The sequence below is a fragment of the Vibrio cholerae ATCC 14035 genome, from assembly GCF_000621645.1.
In the GTDB taxonomy this organism is placed as follows: domain Bacteria; phylum Pseudomonadota; class Gammaproteobacteria; order Enterobacterales; family Vibrionaceae; genus Vibrio; species Vibrio cholerae.
The window spans coordinates 226,946-242,628 of sequence record NZ_JHXR01000003.1; the positions used below are offsets into that span (position 1 = coordinate 226,946).

The following is a 15,683-nucleotide window of genomic DNA, read 5'->3' on the forward strand; positions in this document are numbered from 1 at the left end:
TCCATGGGCCTTAAAAAGTTTCTTGAAGACATCGAGCATCATTTTGAGCCAGGCGGCAAACACGAGAAGTGGTTTGCCCTGTATGAAGCAGCGGCGACGCTGTTCTATACACCAGGTCTGGTAACCAAAAGAAGCTCGCACGTTCGTGATAGCGTTGACCTAAAACGTATCATGATCATGGTTTGGCTTGCCGTATTCCCAGCGATGTTCTGGGGTATGTACAACGCTGGCGGCCAAGCTATTGCAGCACTTAACCATCTGTATTCAGGTGATCAACTCGCGGCGATTGTGGCGGGTAACTGGCACTACTGGCTAACCGAAATGCTTGGCGGAACCATGTCAAGCGATGCTGGTTGGGGCAGTAAAATGCTGTTGGGTGCAACCTACTTCCTACCTATCTACGCTACGGTGTTCATCGTCGGTGGTTTCTGGGAAGTGTTGTTCTGTATGGTGCGCAAGCATGAAGTCAACGAAGGTTTCTTCGTTACCTCTATTCTGTTTGCTCTGATTGTTCCGCCAACTCTGCCTCTGTGGCAAGCTGCACTGGGTATTACCTTTGGTGTTGTGGTTGCCAAAGAAGTGTTTGGTGGTACAGGCCGTAACTTCCTTAACCCAGCGCTGGCTGGCCGTGCTTTCCTGTTCTTTGCTTACCCAGCACAGATCTCAGGTGACCTAGTATGGACTGCGGCAGATGGCTACTCAGGCGCAACTGCGCTGAGCCAATGGGCACAAGGTGGTGCAGGTGCACTGATTAACAACGCGACTGGTCAAACGATCACTTGGATGGATGCTTTCATCGGTAACATCCCAGGTTCAATTGGTGAAGTGTCTACTCTGGCACTCATGATTGGTGCAGCGTTCATTGTTTATATGGGCATTGCTTCATGGCGCATTATTGGCGGCGTGATGATTGGTATGATCCTGCTGTCGACACTGTTTAACGTGATTGGCTCAGATACCAACGCAATGTTCAACATGCCTTGGCATTGGCACCTAGTATTGGGTGGTTTCGCATTCGGTATGTTCTTCATGGCGACTGACCCAGTTTCTGCGTCCTTCACCAATAGCGGTAAATGGGCTTACGGTATTCTGATCGGTGTTATGTGTGTGCTGATCCGTGTTGTGAACCCGGCTTACCCAGAAGGCATGATGCTGGCGATCCTATTCGCGAACCTATTTGCGCCACTGTTTGACCATGTGGTTGTAGAGAGAAATATCAAGCGGAGATTAGCGCGCTATGGCAAGCAATAACGATAGCATTAAAAAGACGCTGTTTGTTGTTATCGCGTTGAGCCTAGTGTGCTCAATCATTGTATCGGCAGCGGCTGTCGGTCTGCGTGACAAGCAAAAAGAAAATGCGGCATTAGACAAGCAGAGCAAGATCCTGCAAGTGGCTGGCATTGAAGCGAAAGGCAGTAAACAAATCGTTGAATTGTTCAATAAAAGCATTGAACCACGTCTGGTTGACTTCAACACGGGTGACTTTGTTGAAGGCGATGCAGCTAACTACGATCAACGTAAAGCAGCGAAAGAAGCCTCTGAATCTATCAAGCTGACCGCTGAACAAGATAAAGCGAAGATCCAACGTCGTGCGAATGTTGGTGTGGTTTATCTGGTGAAAGACGGCGACAAAACCAGCAAGGTGATTCTGCCTGTACACGGTAACGGCCTATGGTCGATGATGTACGCGTTTGTAGCAGTAGAAACTGACGGTAACACGGTTTCAGGTTTGACCTACTATGAACAAGGTGAAACACCGGGATTGGGTGGCGAAGTTGAAAACCCAGCTTGGCGTGCTCAATGGGTCGGTAAAAAGCTGTTTGATGAAAACCACAAACCTGCGATCAAGATTGTCAAAGGTGGTGCACCTCAAGGTTCAGAGCATGGCGTAGACGGTCTGTCTGGCGCAACTTTGACCAGTAATGGCGTACAAAACACCTTCGACTTCTGGTTGGGTGATATGGGCTTTGGTCCATTCCTGACAAAAGTTCGTGACGGAGGTCTTAACTAATGTCTAGCGCAAAAGAGCTGAAAAAGAGTGTGTTAGCCCCAGTTTTGGACAACAACCCGATTGCACTGCAAGTTCTGGGTGTGTGTTCTGCACTGGCGGTAACCACTAAGCTGGAAACGGCATTTGTTATGACGCTAGCGGTAATGTTTGTTACTGCATTGTCTAACTTCTTCGTTTCTCTGATCCGTAACCACATTCCTAACAGTGTGCGTATTATCGTACAAATGGCGATTATCGCTTCGTTAGTTATCGTGGTAGACCAGATTCTGAAAGCGTATCTGTACGATATTTCTAAGCAACTGTCGGTATTCGTTGGTCTGATTATCACCAACTGTATCGTAATGGGTCGTGCAGAAGCGTTTGCAATGAAGTCTGAACCAATTCCTTCTTTCATTGATGGTATTGGTAACGGTTTAGGATACGGTTTCGTGCTGATGACGGTTGGTTTCTTCCGTGAGCTTTTAGGCTCAGGTAAGCTATTTGGCTTGGAAGTTCTGCCTCTGATCAGCAACGGTGGTTGGTATCAGCCAAACGGCCTGATGCTACTCGCACCTTCAGCATTCTTCCTGATCGGCTTCATGATTTGGGCGATTCGCACGTTCAAACCAGAACAAGTAGAAGCGAAGGAGTAAGGTTGTCATGGAACATTATATTAGTCTGCTGGTGAAATCGATTTTCATCGAGAACATGGCACTCTCTTTCTTCCTAGGGATGTGTACATTCTTGGCGGTGTCGAAGAAAGTTAAGACATCATTCGGCTTAGGTATTGCGGTAATCGTAGTACTGACTATCTCTGTACCAGTTAACAATCTGGTGTACAACCTTGTGCTTAAGCCAGATGCACTGGTTGAAGGGGTAGATCTTAGCTTCCTCAACTTTATTACCTTTATCGGTGTTATTGCGGCATTAGTACAGATTCTGGAAATGATCCTCGATCGCTTCTTCCCGCCTCTGTATAACGCACTGGGCATCTTCCTTCCGCTGATCACAGTAAACTGTGCGATCTTCGGTGGTGTGTCTTTCATGGTGCAGCGCGACTACAGCTTTGCTGAATCAGTGGTATACGGTTTCGGTTCTGGTGTGGGTTGGATGCTGGCTATCGTCGCTCTTGCAGGTATCCGTGAGAAGATGAAGTATTCAGACGTTCCTCCAGGTCTGCGTGGTTTAGGTATTACCTTTATCACGGCTGGCTTGATGGCGTTGGGCTTCATGTCTTTCTCTGGTGTTCAACTGTAAGTCGGGTAAACCGCAGCAATAAAGGAATAGTTAATGTCTACTATTATTTTTGGTGTAGTGATGTTTACCCTGATTATACTGGCTTTGGTTCTGGTGATTCTGTTCGCCAAATCCAAGCTAGTACCAACAGGTGACATTACAATTTCTATTAATGGCGATCCTGAAAAAGCGATCGTAACCCAACCGGGTGGTAAGTTGCTGACTGCACTGGCAGGCGCTGGTGTATTCGTATCTTCAGCTTGTGGTGGTGGTGGTTCATGTGGCCAATGCCGTGTAAAAATCAAATCAGGTGGCGGTGATATTCTGCCGACAGAACTGGATCACATCAGCAAAGGCGAAGCCCGTGAAGGTGAGCGTTTGGCGTGTCAGGTTGCTGTAAAAGCAGATATGGATCTGGAACTGCCAGAAGAGATCTTTGGCGTGAAGAAGTGGGAATGTACGGTTATCTCTAACGATAACAAAGCCACTTTCATCAAAGAGCTGAAGCTTGCGATTCCTGATGGTGAATCAGTACCATTCCGTGCGGGTGGTTACATTCAGATTGAAGCGCCTGCGCACCATGTTAAGTACGCCGATTTTGATGTACCTGAGAAATACCGTGGTGACTGGGACAAATTCAATCTGTTCCGTTATGAGTCTAAAGTGGATGAGCCAATCATCCGTGCATACTCAATGGCGAACTACCCTGAAGAGTTTGGCATCATCATGCTGAACGTGCGTATCGCGACTCCGCCGCCAAATAATCCAAATGTGCCACCAGGCCAAATGTCTTCTTACATCTGGTCACTGAAAGCCGGTGATAAATGTACGATTTCTGGTCCGTTCGGTGAGTTCTTCGCGAAAGACACGGATGCAGAGATGGTATTTATCGGTGGTGGTGCGGGTATGGCGCCAATGCGTTCGCATATCTTTGACCAACTGAAGCGTCTGAAGTCTAAGCGTAAGATGTCTTATTGGTACGGTGCGCGTTCTAAGCGTGAAATGTTCTACGTGGAAGATTTCGATGGCCTAGCGGCTGAGAATGACAACTTCGTATGGCACTGTGCTCTGTCAGATCCTCAACCAGAAGATAACTGGACAGGCTACACCGGTTTCATCCATAACGTACTGTATGAAAACTATCTGAAGGATCACGAAGCTCCGGAAGATTGTGAATACTACATGTGTGGACCTCCGATGATGAACGCGGCAGTGATCAACATGCTGAAAAACCTAGGTGTAGAAGAGGAAAACATCCTACTGGATGACTTCGGTGGTTAATCGATAACTCGCTACACTGCGATGGCTGGCTCGTTCGAGTCAGCCATTGTTTTTTACAAATTGGATATTGAAAGTGTCGATGGTTATCTGGTTTAGGGTATCGGTATTTCCCATATCAATTTTTAACTATGAAAGGAGTAAACAAGTGAGAAATTGGCTTGTTGCATTAGCTTCTCTTCTCTTGCTGGCTGGCTGTGAAAAGCCCGCAGAGCAGGTACATCTCAGTGGCCCAACCATGGGAACCACTTACAACATCAAATACATTCAACAGCCGGGAATTGCGGATTCGAAAACACTGCAAACCGAGATTGATCGACTCCTTGAAGAAGTGAACGATCAAATGTCGACTTACCGTAAAGACTCTGAGCTCAGCCGTTTTAACCAGCATACCAGTAGCGAACCTTTTGCCGTTTCTACACAAACGTTAACCGTGGTGAAAGAGGCGATTCGTTTGAACGGTCTTACTGAAGGTGCTTTAGATGTGACCGTCGGACCTTTGGTTAATCTGTGGGGATTTGGCCCTGAAGCCCGTCCTGATGTGGTACCAACCGATGAAGAGCTGAATGCGCGTCGTGCTATTACTGGCATTGAGCATCTGACGATTGAAGGGAATACGCTGAGTAAAGATATTCCTGAACTGTATGTCGACTTGTCTACGATTGCCAAAGGTTGGGGAGTAGATGTGGTCGCCGATTACCTTCAATCTCAAGGTATCGAAAACTACATGGTAGAAATTGGCGGAGAAATCCGTTTGAAAGGACTGAACCGTGATGGTGTTCCCTGGCGTATTGCGATAGAAAAGCCAAGTGTTGATCAGCGTAGTGTACAAGAGATCATCGAACCGGGTGATTATGCGATCGCAACCTCCGGTGATTACCGTAACTACTTTGAGCAAGATGGCGTTCGTTACTCGCATATCATCGATCCAACTACCGGACGCCCAATCAATAACCGCGTGGTCTCCGTGACGGTACTGGATAAGTCTTGTATGACGGCGGATGGCTTAGCGACAGGCTTGATGGTCATGGGCGAAGAGCGTGGTATGGCTGTCGCAGAAGCCAACCAGATCCCGGTTTTAATGATTGTGAAAACGGATGATGGCTTTAAAGAGTACGCATCAAGCAGCTTTAAACCGTTTTTAAGTAAGTAATAGTGAGCATAAAACAATGAACACCTTTTTGATTACTTTTGGTTTCTTTCTGGCCGTGATTGCCGCCATGGCCGTTGGTTACATTTTCCAACGTAAAGTGGTGAAAGGCAGCTGTGGTGGTTTAGGTGCAGTGGGCATCGAAAAAGTCTGCAATTGCCCTGAGCCTTGTGATGCACGTAAAAAACGTGAAGCTAAAGCAGCCGCCCGCGCCGAGCGTCTTGCGGCTTGGGAAAAAGATCGGATCGCATAATTCGTGCTATCGCATCAAAAAGCTCGCTCCGGCGGGCTTTTTGTTTATCAGACTTTCCTTATCGATGGCTTATTATTATACTGTTTATGTATACAGTATTGGTGGGCTATGCAAGACAGAATTCGTAAAATCATCCATGTCGATATGGACTGCTTTTTCGCTGCCGTTGAAATGCGGGATAACCCTGCGTATCGAGAGATAGCACTGGCCGTGGGCGGACATGAAAAGCAGCGTGGAGTGATCAGTACATGCAACTATCAGGCGCGCAAATTTGGCGTTCGTTCTGCTATGCCTACCGCTCAGGCATTAAAACTCTGCCCACAACTGCATGTCGTCCCGGGGCGGATGTCTGTCTACAAAAGTGTTTCTCAACAAATCCAAACTATTTTTCAGCGTTATACCTCGTTGATTGAGCCTCTTTCACTTGATGAGGCCTATCTTGATGTCAGTGAATCGACTGCCTATCAAGGTAGTGCGACCTTAATTGCTCAAGCGATTCGACGTGATATCTGGCAAGAGTTGAATTTAACGGCGTCCGCTGGTGTTGCGCCGATCAAGTTTCTTGCAAAAGTTGCGTCCGACTTAAATAAACCTAATGGCTTGTATGTGGTGACGCCTGACAAAGTTCAGGAGATGGTCGATAGTTTGCCGCTGGAAAAGATTCCGGGTGTTGGCAAAGTGGCGTTAGAAAAGCTGCATCAAGCCGGTCTTTATGTCGGAGCGGATGTAAGGCGAGCGGACTATCGCAAGTTACTGCATCAATTTGGGCGTTTAGGTGCTTCTTTGTGGAAAAAAAGTCACGGCATTGATGAACGTGAAGTGGTGACTGAGCGCGAACGAAAATCTGTCGGTGTGGAGTACACCTTTAGCCAAAACATTTCGACGTTTCAGGAGTGTTGGCAAGTGATTGAACAGAAATTGTATCCGGAGCTAGATGCTCGTTTGAGTCGGGCTCACCCACAGCGAGGCATTATTAAACAAGGCATTAAAGTGAAATTTGCTGATTTCCAACAGACAACCATTGAGCATGTTCACCCTGCATTAGAGCTCGACTACTTCCACGAGCTGTTAGAGCAAGTGTTAACTCGCCAGCAAGGACGAGAAATTCGCTTACTTGGTTTAAGTGTCATGCTTAAGCCGGAATTGCAGATGAAACAGCTATCGATGTTTCCGAGTGATGGATGGCAATAGGCCGATGCCTCTCTTAAAACAGACATCATGGAGTGGGGTGATAAAGAGCGTTATCCTTTCGTCGCCTAATGCAAATCGTTTGGTATAGTGTGTTTGTTATTGATATACCACTCTAAATGAATGAGAGAGAGTTCAACTTTGGGTTCCTTTATCAGGGGGGGGATTTGATGAATTGAACAATAAACGGCAGGAAAGTGTCATTTTTGACGTTTTATTGGCGTAGTATTCATCAGGATTGATTATAGTTGGCAAAAAATCGGCCAGAGAACACCATGAAAAAATCGTTTTTAACCTTAGCGCTATTAATGAGTTCCTCCACTTGGGCGGCACAATGTCAGGTGGATATCCAAAATGAAGTGCATCTTAATACTCAACGTATTGAGATCCGGCGTACCAGCAGTGATAAAGCGCTGATCGATAAGCAGAACAATCTTTATATTCAAGGTAAGAGAGTTTCGCTTAACGCAGATCAGCAGGCAGCGGTACGTCAGTATCGTGAGCAGTTGACCAGTTTACTGCCAAAAGCTCAGCGATGGGCAGACGATAGTTTGAAGCTAGCCAATCAGTTAGTTGACGATGTTGCACTCTCTTTAGAGGCCCCACAAGCGTTTAATAATGTGAAAACCTCTATGGCCACCTTGTTTGCTGAAGCGAAAGCTGAGTACTTTAAAAATGGTGATTTGGTTGTTCCCGCTGAAACGTTTGCTGCAATGCAAACTCGATGGCAACAGAAATTAGCGCAGGGAAAAGAAGTCCTCACGCAGCAATTTTTTACTAGTGCGTTTGATGTGATGGCGAATAAAATGCAGCAGGAGGGCGGGGTGAATCTTAGCCAGCTTGGTAAAAACATGGCGGATTTAAAAAACAAATTGGACAGCAAGCTAAAAGAACAAAGCTCGACGTTTGAGAAACAAGGACGAGAGTGGTGTGATACGCTGAACAAAATGACGCAACAAGAACAGCAATTACACAAAAAGATCCCTCAACTAAAGAACTATCAAGTCTTCACCATCTAAACTGATAAGAGCGTGACCTGCGCTCTTTTGTTCTAAGTAAAGGTTTATTATGACGATGGTGATATGAATTTAAATAACTTTAGCCTACGCTGGCTAACGACACTCAATGCGTTAGCGGTGGTGTTAGGCTTTTTAATGTTTTATCTGACCTTTAAATATTTCTGGTCACATGATCGTGAAGTTGCGCAAGTGCTGCAGTTACAACAGGCCGAGTTGCAGCGGGTTGAAACCTTGTTGTCGTTAGAACGTAAGGCGATGGGGGCTTCTTTGGCAGATTATGCCGCTTGGGATGAAATGGCAGACTTCATTGCAAAACCCACCCTTGAGTTCACACAAAGCAATATTGGAGAGCACGCTTTCAGTTCACAATTCCTCGATGGCGTATTTATCTATGATCCTGAGGGCAATTTGGTTTGGGGCAAGAAATATGACGCAGCAACGGGGCAGAGCTCTAGCTATGAGCACTTATTGCCGGATTTTTCACGTATTTTACAGCAGGCGACACGTTTAAGTGTGGATGAAATCTCGACTTCCGTTCGTTATATGGTGGTGGAGGATGAGCCCTATTTAGCTGCCACGGCTCGTGTCTGTGACAGTGATGGGAAAGGGTGTAACAAAGGTTTCTTAATCTTTATTAAAAAAGTCCGCGCCCAGTTTGCGAATGTGGTTGAGCAAGCCACTGGTGTCGATATTGAAGTCTTAACCTGTAAAAATGATGCGCCCTTACCGCAAGACGAAGTGGATGTTTCATACATCAAGCAACTCGATTACAGCGGTAATTCCAGTGTGTTGTTTAAAATTAACCATCACATTAAGCATCCTCCCTTCATTCGAACCGAAGAAATTCTTGCTTTGCTGTTCTTTTCACTGGTGATGTACTTAGTCAATTTATGGGTGGTGATTGCCTTGATCAAACCGATCACGACCGCCAGTCAAGTGTTGCAACAATTTAAAACATCGGGCGGAAAAATGCCGGATGCGAGTACTTTTATCTCATCGGAGATGAAAGAATTTGCCACTACGATCAACCGAATCGTCGGACAATTGGAGGATAGTCAACAAGTGTTACGTTGGCAGTCTGAGCATGATCCACTAACCCGCATTTCCAATCGTCGCCATTTAGAAAAGCAGCTTAAAAGTTATTTGAGCGATCGTCCGCAAGCCTATCTGGTGCTGTTTCTTGTCGATATCGATTTTTTCAAACGTTTCAATGACAGCTTTGGTCATTTGGCTGGCGATGAAGCCTTATGTTCCGTTGCTGATGTGCTCCAATCGGTGGAGTTCCATGGCGAGAAAATCGTGGCGCGCTTTGGGGGAGAAGAGTTTTGTGTTGTTTTAGCTTCGGACTGTGCATTTGATGCAGAACAGTATGCACAACAGATGAGAAGCAAAATCGAGCAGCTCGCGATTGCAAATCCGGTTGATGCACTCTGCCAATATCTAACGGTGAGCATTGGTGGTGTGTATGCTATTTCTCCAAAGATGGAGTCTTATCTCTCTTTGTTCCATCAGGCGGATATGGCACTTTATCATGCGAAAGAACACGGACGAGATCGATACGTTGTGCGAAATTTTGTCTAAATTTTAAACGATACATCATTTGAAATTTGATTTGAGTCGATAAAAGTAAAGTGATTGGGTGATTTTTCAGCGAATGATTCTGTTGCTGATTGAGTCAATCTCCGCTTTGTATTAATGTACTAGTTAACTAGTGTGTTGGTATCGTGAGTCGTCGTAATGGCACAATCAAATTCTCGTGAGACATTCAGCTCTCGCCTCGGTTTTATTCTTGCGGCTGCTGGAGCTGCAGTCGGTTTAGGTAATATTTGGGGGTTTCCTACTCAAGCGGCCAGCAATGGTGGCGGCGCATTTTTGTTGGTCTACCTTATTTTGATCTTTGTGGTCGCCTTCCCGATGTTGGTCGTGGAAATGGCGATTGGCCGCTATGGTCAAGCTAACCCTGTCGATAGTATGCGTTCACTCACCTCTCAACCTGCTGCGAAAAAAGTCGGTGGATTCGTTGGTTGGGTTGGCCTTAGTGTACCCAGTGCCGTCTTGGCCTTTTACAGCATTGTGGGTGGCTGGATTATCTGTTTTTTACTGGGAGCCATGACCGATCTGTTTGGTTTCACCGCGGCAAGTGCGTGGCTGAAAGGATTCAGTGTCGAACGTAATCTTTTTGGTACGCTGATTTTTTATGTGTTAACGATCTTGATTGTGCAGGGTGGCGTGAAGCAGGGGATTGAGCGCTGGTCAACCCGACTCATGCCTGCTCTATTTGTGCTGTTTGCCGTGCTGTTTATCTACATCATGACTCAGCAAGGGGCTTGGGAAGGATTGAAGCATTATCTGATCCCTGATTTTGAAAAAGTGTGGGATCGTAAATTGATCTTGGCGGCAATGGGACAGGGATTCTTCTCATTAACCATTGGGGGTTGTTCGATGCTGATTTACGGCTCTTATCTGAGTAAGAAAGAGAACTTGCCGAAAATGGCGATGAGCGTGACCTTGGTGGATACAGCGGTGGCTTTTATTGCTGGTTTGGTGGTGTTGCCAGCAATGTTTGTGGCAATGAATAAAGGCGTGCAGATTTATGCGCAAGATGGCTCTTTGCTGAGCTCTGATACCTTAGTCTTTACCGTATTACCTTTGATGTTTGATAGCTTGGGCTTACTGGGACAGATTTTCGCCATGGTGTTTTTCCTTCTGCTCACCATCGCTGCGCTCACTTCTTCTATCTCTATGCTTGAATGTCCGGTTGCACTGGTGGGTGAGCGTTTCAATACTCGCCGTACGCCAACCAGCTGGGTGTTGGGCGGTTTGATTGCCCTGTTCAGTGTGGTGATTGTCTATAACTTTGGTGCCCTGTTTGGTTTGGTTGCCACTCTAGCGACGCAATATTTGCAGCCTACTGCCGCCTTAATGTTCTGTCTCTTTGGTGGTTGGGTATGGCAGCGTGATGCCAAAATGAAAGAGCTGCAAGCCGGATTTCCGGAACTGCAACAAAGCTTATTTGGCAAAATCTGGCCTTGGTATGTGAAATTTGTCTGCCCGGTTTTAGTGGCGACAGTGATTTGGGCTTCGTTTGGCTAAATAAAGCGCGGCTGGCGTAAGAAAAAGCCCTCATGATGAGGGCTTTTTCTATTGAGCAGATGCGGTATTTAGAGAGTGACAAGATGTCCTGTGGTTAAGGGCTCCAAATCGGCTTCCGTTAACTCTTCGATAAACTCTTCGACCACTTGTTCGATAAGGTCATCAGCTTTATGAAAATAGGCGAGATGGAACACCGCATCCCCTTCATTGACTAAGGGGAGCGTTTGTTGCCCAATCACGATGCCGCTCTTGTTGGCTCGAATCTCCACTTCTAGCTTGCCAAGTGGGGAGTTGATGTAAGCTAACACCTGGCCTTTTTCGACCTTATCTCCTAAAGACACCAATGTACGTAAAATACCGTCGGCTTCGGCACGTAGCCAACTGGTTGATTTTGCAATGATCGAGTTAGGTATCTTTTTACGGCTAGGGCGCAGCATGCCGATGGACTGCATCACTCGCTTGATACCGATGATCCCAGCATTGATCGCAATCGGATCAAAACGCAGAGCTTCCCCCGCTTCATAAGTTAAGACGGGGATCTGCTGCTTTTCCGCTTCACTACGCAGTGAGCCATCGCGTAAAGGTGAATCAATGATCACTGGAGTAGCAAAGGCTTGTGCAATGCGCAGGGTTTCGCTGTTGCTCAGATCGGCACGAATTTGCGGTAGGTTGGTTCGGTGAATCGCTCCGGTATGCAGATCGAGGATGTAATCACAACGCTCGGCGACTTGGGAAAAAAAGGTGTGCGCCATACGTGAGGCTAGAGAGCCTTTTTCACTGCCGGGAAAGCAGCGATTTAAATCACGACGATCGGGTAAGTAGCGTGATTTGTGAATAAAACCGAAAACATTGACGATAGGCACCGCAATCACTGTGCCTTTGAGTTTTTTTTCATCAAGTGTATTGAGCAGTTGGCGGATGATTTCTACGCCATTGAGTTCATCACCATGAATGGCGGCATTGATCATCAAAACGGGGCCGGGAGATGCGCCATGGAGAACTTCGATGGGGATAGAAAGAGGGGAGTCGGTATACAGTTTGGCGGCTTCGAGTTCGATAACTCGCCGAGAAGAGGGGGGAATGGTTTCCCCCAAAAATGAAAAGTCGCCGTGCTTTTTAGCCTTTGCCACGAGTTTTAGTCCTTTTACTGGCTGCATTTTTCTCTATGAATTCGACGATCATACCCGCAATGTCTTTCCCCGTCGCGGCTTCAATGCCTTCTAAACCCGGTGAGGAGTTCACTTCCATCACCAGTGGGCCGCGGGCAGAACGCAGCAGATCTACACCCGCTACATTCAATCCCATAATTTTGGCCGCTTCAATCGCCGTTTTACGCTCTTGAGGGGTGATTTTGACCAATGATGCCGTACCACCACGATGCAGGTTCGAGCGAAACTCACCATCTGCGCCTTGGCGCTTCATCGCTGCAATCACTTTATCACCAATCACAAAGCAGCGAATATCCGCACCGCCTGCTTCTTTGATGTACTCTTGCACCATGATATTGGCTTTGAGTCCCATGAACGCTTCAATAACACTTTCCGCCGCAGTACGGGTTTCTGCCAATACCACGCCGATGCCTTGTGTGCCTTCTAATAGCTTAATCACTACTGGCGCGCCGCCGACCATATCGAGCAAGTCTTTGACATCATCAGGCTTACTCGCAAAACCGGTGATGGGCATGCCAATGCCGCGACGAGAGAGCAACTGCATGGAGCGCAGCTTGTCACGAGAGCGAGTAATCGCAACGGATTCATTGGCTGGGTAAACGCCCATCATTTCAAACTGGCGCAGTACAGCGGTACCGTAGAAAGTGACAGAAGCACCGATACGAGGAATCACAGCATCAAAACCGGCTAGCTCTTCGCCTTTGTAATGAATCTCTGGTTTGTCAGAGTTGATATTCATGTAGCAGCGCAAGGCATCAATCACTCGAACTTCATGGCCACGCTGTTTGCACGCTTCTATCAAACGCTTGGTCGAATACAGCGAAGCGTTACGCGACAGAATACCAATTTTCATTTACTCGGCTCCTCGAAAGGGATTAAAAACGATTTTGTAGGATCGACCATGATTCGATGGTGCATGGCGGTACGTCCTAACAACATACGAAAAGCCATATTTTCTCGATTGGTCAAGGTGATCTCAATTGGCCAAATTTGGCCACCAAAGCTAAGTTCCGATCGAATGACGTAGCGCTTTTCTTCGTGGCCACCGGAATCGCGAACCACACGTTCGTCAATCACTTCGGCTTCACACACATTCACTAGCTGATCATTCTTTTGCATCGGGTGGATCCAAAAACGAACCCATTGAGCTCCTTCCTTAGTGAAGCTCTCCACTTTGAACGCGTGCAAGCAAGACGTTCGGGCTCCGGTATCGATTTTCGCTTTAATACGTTCAATACCTAACCCTGGAAGGCTGAGTTCCTCACGCCATCCGACAATCATTTTTTCTTTCATCGCAATTTCATTAGTTTGAGAATTTCAGATACCGCTAAGGACAAGCAGCACCCTCGAAACAACTCGCATTTGGCCAGTTGTCGCTTGAAGAGAGTTTGGTGAATAACTCTGGGAACTTCAAGGGGGCGAACTCTAGCAGCCAACCTCAAACTCAAGCTAATGAATTAAATTTGCCTTTTCGACAAAAAAAATTGATATAAAAAAGCCGAGTTATGCACTCGGCTTCTTAGCGGTTAGGCTTTCACTGGGATATTGGCGAGTAGTGCCACCATCTGTTGCCAGAACAGATCAACCGTGTCTATCTTCACTTTTTCATCCGGTGAATGTGGGAACTTGATGGTTGGACCGAAAGAGACCATATCCATGTTTGGATAGGGTTTTTTGAACAGCCCACACTCAAGACCCGCGTGGATCACCATGATATTCGGTTTGTGGCCATAAATGCCTTCATACATATCACGGAAAATATGCATGATTTCAGAATCAGCATCGGGTTTCCAGCCAGGGTAAGCACCAGAAAGGTCCAGCTCTGCCCCCGCAAGTTGTGCCAGCGATTGCAACATGCCCTCGACTTGGTGGCGGCCTGAGTCCATTAGGGAGCGAATCAAGCACAGCACTTTGATTTTGTTGGCTTCTGTGGTGATCACTCCCACGTTGAGTGAGGTTTCTACAACACCTGCAATATCATCGCTCATGCGGATCACACCGTTTGGACACGTGTTCAGAGCGGCAACAAAACGTTGTTGAGTGTGCGCGGTCAGCACTTCACTTTGCAGTTCTTTGGCTTCAAGGAAAGTTACCAAGTGAGTTTCAACCTTACCCAGTTCAGCTTTGAGTAGCTCAGTGTAGCGGTGGAATAAGGTTTCTAATTCGGCTACGTGCTGTTCTGGCAAGGCGACGGTGACAAAAGCTTCACGCGGGATCGCATTACGTAGACTACCGCCACGGAATTCGACTAAGCGCAGATCTAATTCTTTCGCATGGCCTGCGAGAAAGCGCGCCATCAGCTTGTTAGCGTTACCACGGCCAGTGTGAATATCACAACCTGAGTGACCGCCTTTCAAACCCTTTAAGATCAGTTGGCGGCCAACATAACCAGCAGGGATCGCTTCACGCTCAATGGAGAAAGTGAACTCGGCGTTCACGCCTCCCGCGCAGCCCATATAGACTTCACCTTCTTGCTCAGAGTCGGTATTGAGCAGAATGTCGCCCTCCAGCCAACCTTCTTTGAGGCCAAAAGCGCCGGTCATGCCTGCTTCTTCATCAATAGTCAGCAGAACTTCAATTGGACCATGTTGGATCTCTTTAGAAGCCAGTACTGCTAGGCAAGAAGCCATGCCGATACCATTATCCGCGCCAAGCGTAGTGCCTTTAGCAGTAACCCATTCACCATCAATATAAGGCTGGATCGGATCTTTGGTGAAATCATGCACTGTGTCTTCATTTTTTTGCGGCACCATATCAATGTGCGCTTGAAGTACCACACCTTTACGATTTTCCATGCCCGGTGTCGCTGGCTTTTTAATAAAGACGTTACCGGTCTCATCACGACGAACGGCCAATCCTTGTTCTTTAGCCCAGTTGATAATGTATTGAGCTAATGCCTCTTCATGTTTTGAAGGGTGCGGGATGGAACAGATAGTGGCGAAAAATGGCCAAATTGGATTTGACGATAACTTACTGATTTCGGTTTGGAACTCAGACACAGATGACTCCTTACTGTAATTTTTCCCGTGTATCCTCTCTCCAGAGCTGGGTCGTGGCAGAGAATTTGCCTGTAACAGGTAGGTACTTTCGTTGCACAGCATATCACTGTGCAGGGGCAGGGTGTAGGTCAAAAGTGGCAGGAAAACGGGTTTTGATCATCGGCTAGCGTCAGGAATGATAAGAAGACGTAACGTGACTGAGGTAGGCAAATGCATCTTCATGCACTTTAACTGTAATTTTTCTTAATAAAGTTGTAATTAAATTACTAAAAAATGCTGACCAAGATCAATTTAAATGATTTTTGTGA

General features: G+C 46.8%; 15 protein-coding genes. 11 read left to right on the forward strand and 4 right to left on the reverse strand.

Going from position 1 to position 15,683, the window contains the following annotated elements; all coding sequences use genetic code 11:
* Nucleotides 1-3: 3 nt before the first annotated feature.
* From T411_RS0104455 to T411_RS0104505, 11 genes are all read left to right on the forward strand, one after another.
* Nucleotides 4-1,251 (forward strand): NADH:ubiquinone reductase (Na(+)-transporting) subunit B, encoded by a 1,248-nt coding sequence (locus T411_RS0104455; protein ID WP_000523294.1) that lies wholly within the window; start codon nucleotides 4-6, stop codon nucleotides 1,249-1,251.
* Nucleotides 1,238-2,011, forward strand: coding sequence for a Na(+)-translocating NADH-quinone reductase subunit C (locus tag T411_RS0104460; protein WP_000157902.1), 774 nt, complete (start codon nucleotides 1,238-1,240; stop codon nucleotides 2,009-2,011). Before T411_RS0104455 ends, T411_RS0104460 begins: the two co-directional genes overlap by 14 nt.
* Nucleotides 2,011-2,643 (forward strand): NADH:ubiquinone reductase (Na(+)-transporting) subunit D, encoded by a 633-nt coding sequence (locus T411_RS0104465; protein WP_000092895.1) that lies wholly within the window; start codon nucleotides 2,011-2,013, stop codon nucleotides 2,641-2,643. Before T411_RS0104460 ends, T411_RS0104465 begins: the two co-directional genes overlap by 1 nt.
* Before the next feature lie 7 nt (nucleotides 2,644-2,650).
* Nucleotides 2,651-3,247 carry an NADH:ubiquinone reductase (Na(+)-transporting) subunit E gene (gene nqrE / locus T411_RS0104470; RefSeq protein ID WP_000401432.1) on the forward strand — a complete coding sequence of 199 codons (597 nt, stop codon included), beginning with the start codon at nucleotides 2,651-2,653 and terminating at the stop codon, nucleotides 3,245-3,247.
* Nucleotides 3,248-3,280: 33 nt separating this feature from the next.
* Nucleotides 3,281-4,507: an NADH:ubiquinone reductase (Na(+)-transporting) subunit F gene (gene nqrF / locus T411_RS0104475; protein WP_000103964.1), complete on the forward strand. Its 1,227-nt coding sequence runs from the start codon at nucleotides 3,281-3,283 to the stop codon at nucleotides 4,505-4,507.
* 145 nt (nucleotides 4,508-4,652) lie between these two features.
* Nucleotides 4,653-5,657, forward strand: coding sequence for an FAD:protein FMN transferase (locus T411_RS0104480; RefSeq protein ID WP_001246830.1), 1,005 nt, complete (start codon nucleotides 4,653-4,655; stop codon nucleotides 5,655-5,657).
* Between the two features lie 16 nt (nucleotides 5,658-5,673).
* Nucleotides 5,674-5,907 (forward strand): (Na+)-NQR maturation NqrM, encoded by a 234-nt coding sequence (gene nqrM / locus T411_RS0104485; protein WP_001091359.1) that lies wholly within the window; start codon nucleotides 5,674-5,676, stop codon nucleotides 5,905-5,907.
* A 108-nt stretch (nucleotides 5,908-6,015) separates the two neighbouring features.
* Nucleotides 6,016-7,098 carry a DNA polymerase IV gene (gene dinB / locus T411_RS0104490; RefSeq protein WP_001153987.1) on the forward strand — a complete coding sequence of 361 codons (1,083 nt, stop codon included), beginning with the start codon at nucleotides 6,016-6,018 and terminating at the stop codon, nucleotides 7,096-7,098.
* Nucleotides 7,099-7,343: 245 nt separating this feature from the next.
* On the forward strand, nucleotides 7,344-8,114 hold the full coding sequence (locus tag T411_RS0104495; protein ID WP_001881981.1) for a YggN family protein: 771 nt from the start codon (nucleotides 7,344-7,346) through the stop codon (nucleotides 8,112-8,114).
* Nucleotides 8,115-8,177: 63 nt separating this feature from the next.
* Entirely contained in the window at nucleotides 8,178-9,695 is a 1,518-nt protein-coding gene (locus T411_RS0104500) for a diguanylate cyclase (protein ID WP_001052610.1), read from the forward strand.
* Between the two features lie 156 nt (nucleotides 9,696-9,851).
* On the forward strand, nucleotides 9,852-11,207 hold the full coding sequence (locus tag T411_RS0104505; protein ID WP_000079390.1) for a sodium-dependent transporter: 1,356 nt from the start codon (nucleotides 9,852-9,854) through the stop codon (nucleotides 11,205-11,207).
* Nucleotides 11,208-11,275: 68 nt separating this feature from the next.
* On the opposite strand, the gene T411_RS0104510 is transcribed toward T411_RS0104505, so the two are convergent.
* The 4 genes from T411_RS0104510 to T411_RS0104525 form a co-directional block, all read right to left on the reverse strand.
* Nucleotides 11,276-12,364: a succinylglutamate desuccinylase/aspartoacylase family protein gene (locus tag T411_RS0104510; RefSeq protein WP_001183315.1), complete on the reverse strand. Its 1,089-nt coding sequence runs from the start codon at nucleotides 12,362-12,364 to the stop codon at nucleotides 11,276-11,278.
* Entirely contained in the window at nucleotides 12,324-13,229 is a 906-nt protein-coding gene (gene rimK, locus T411_RS0104515; protein ID WP_000689982.1) for a 30S ribosomal protein S6--L-glutamate ligase, read from the reverse strand. The genes T411_RS0104510 and rimK overlap by 41 nt, the downstream gene beginning before the upstream one ends.
* The gene (locus T411_RS0104520; protein WP_000660269.1) at nucleotides 13,226-13,669 is read right to left on the reverse strand and encodes an ATP-dependent zinc protease family protein; all 444 of its coding nucleotides are present in this window, start codon (nucleotides 13,667-13,669) and stop codon (nucleotides 13,226-13,228) included. Before T411_RS0104520 ends, rimK begins: the two co-directional genes overlap by 4 nt.
* Before the next feature lie 233 nt (nucleotides 13,670-13,902).
* Nucleotides 13,903-15,375 carry an aminoacyl-histidine dipeptidase gene (locus tag T411_RS0104525; protein WP_001288783.1) on the reverse strand — a complete coding sequence of 491 codons (1,473 nt, stop codon included), beginning with the start codon at nucleotides 15,373-15,375 and terminating at the stop codon, nucleotides 13,903-13,905.
* Nucleotides 15,376-15,683 lie beyond the last annotated feature (308 nt).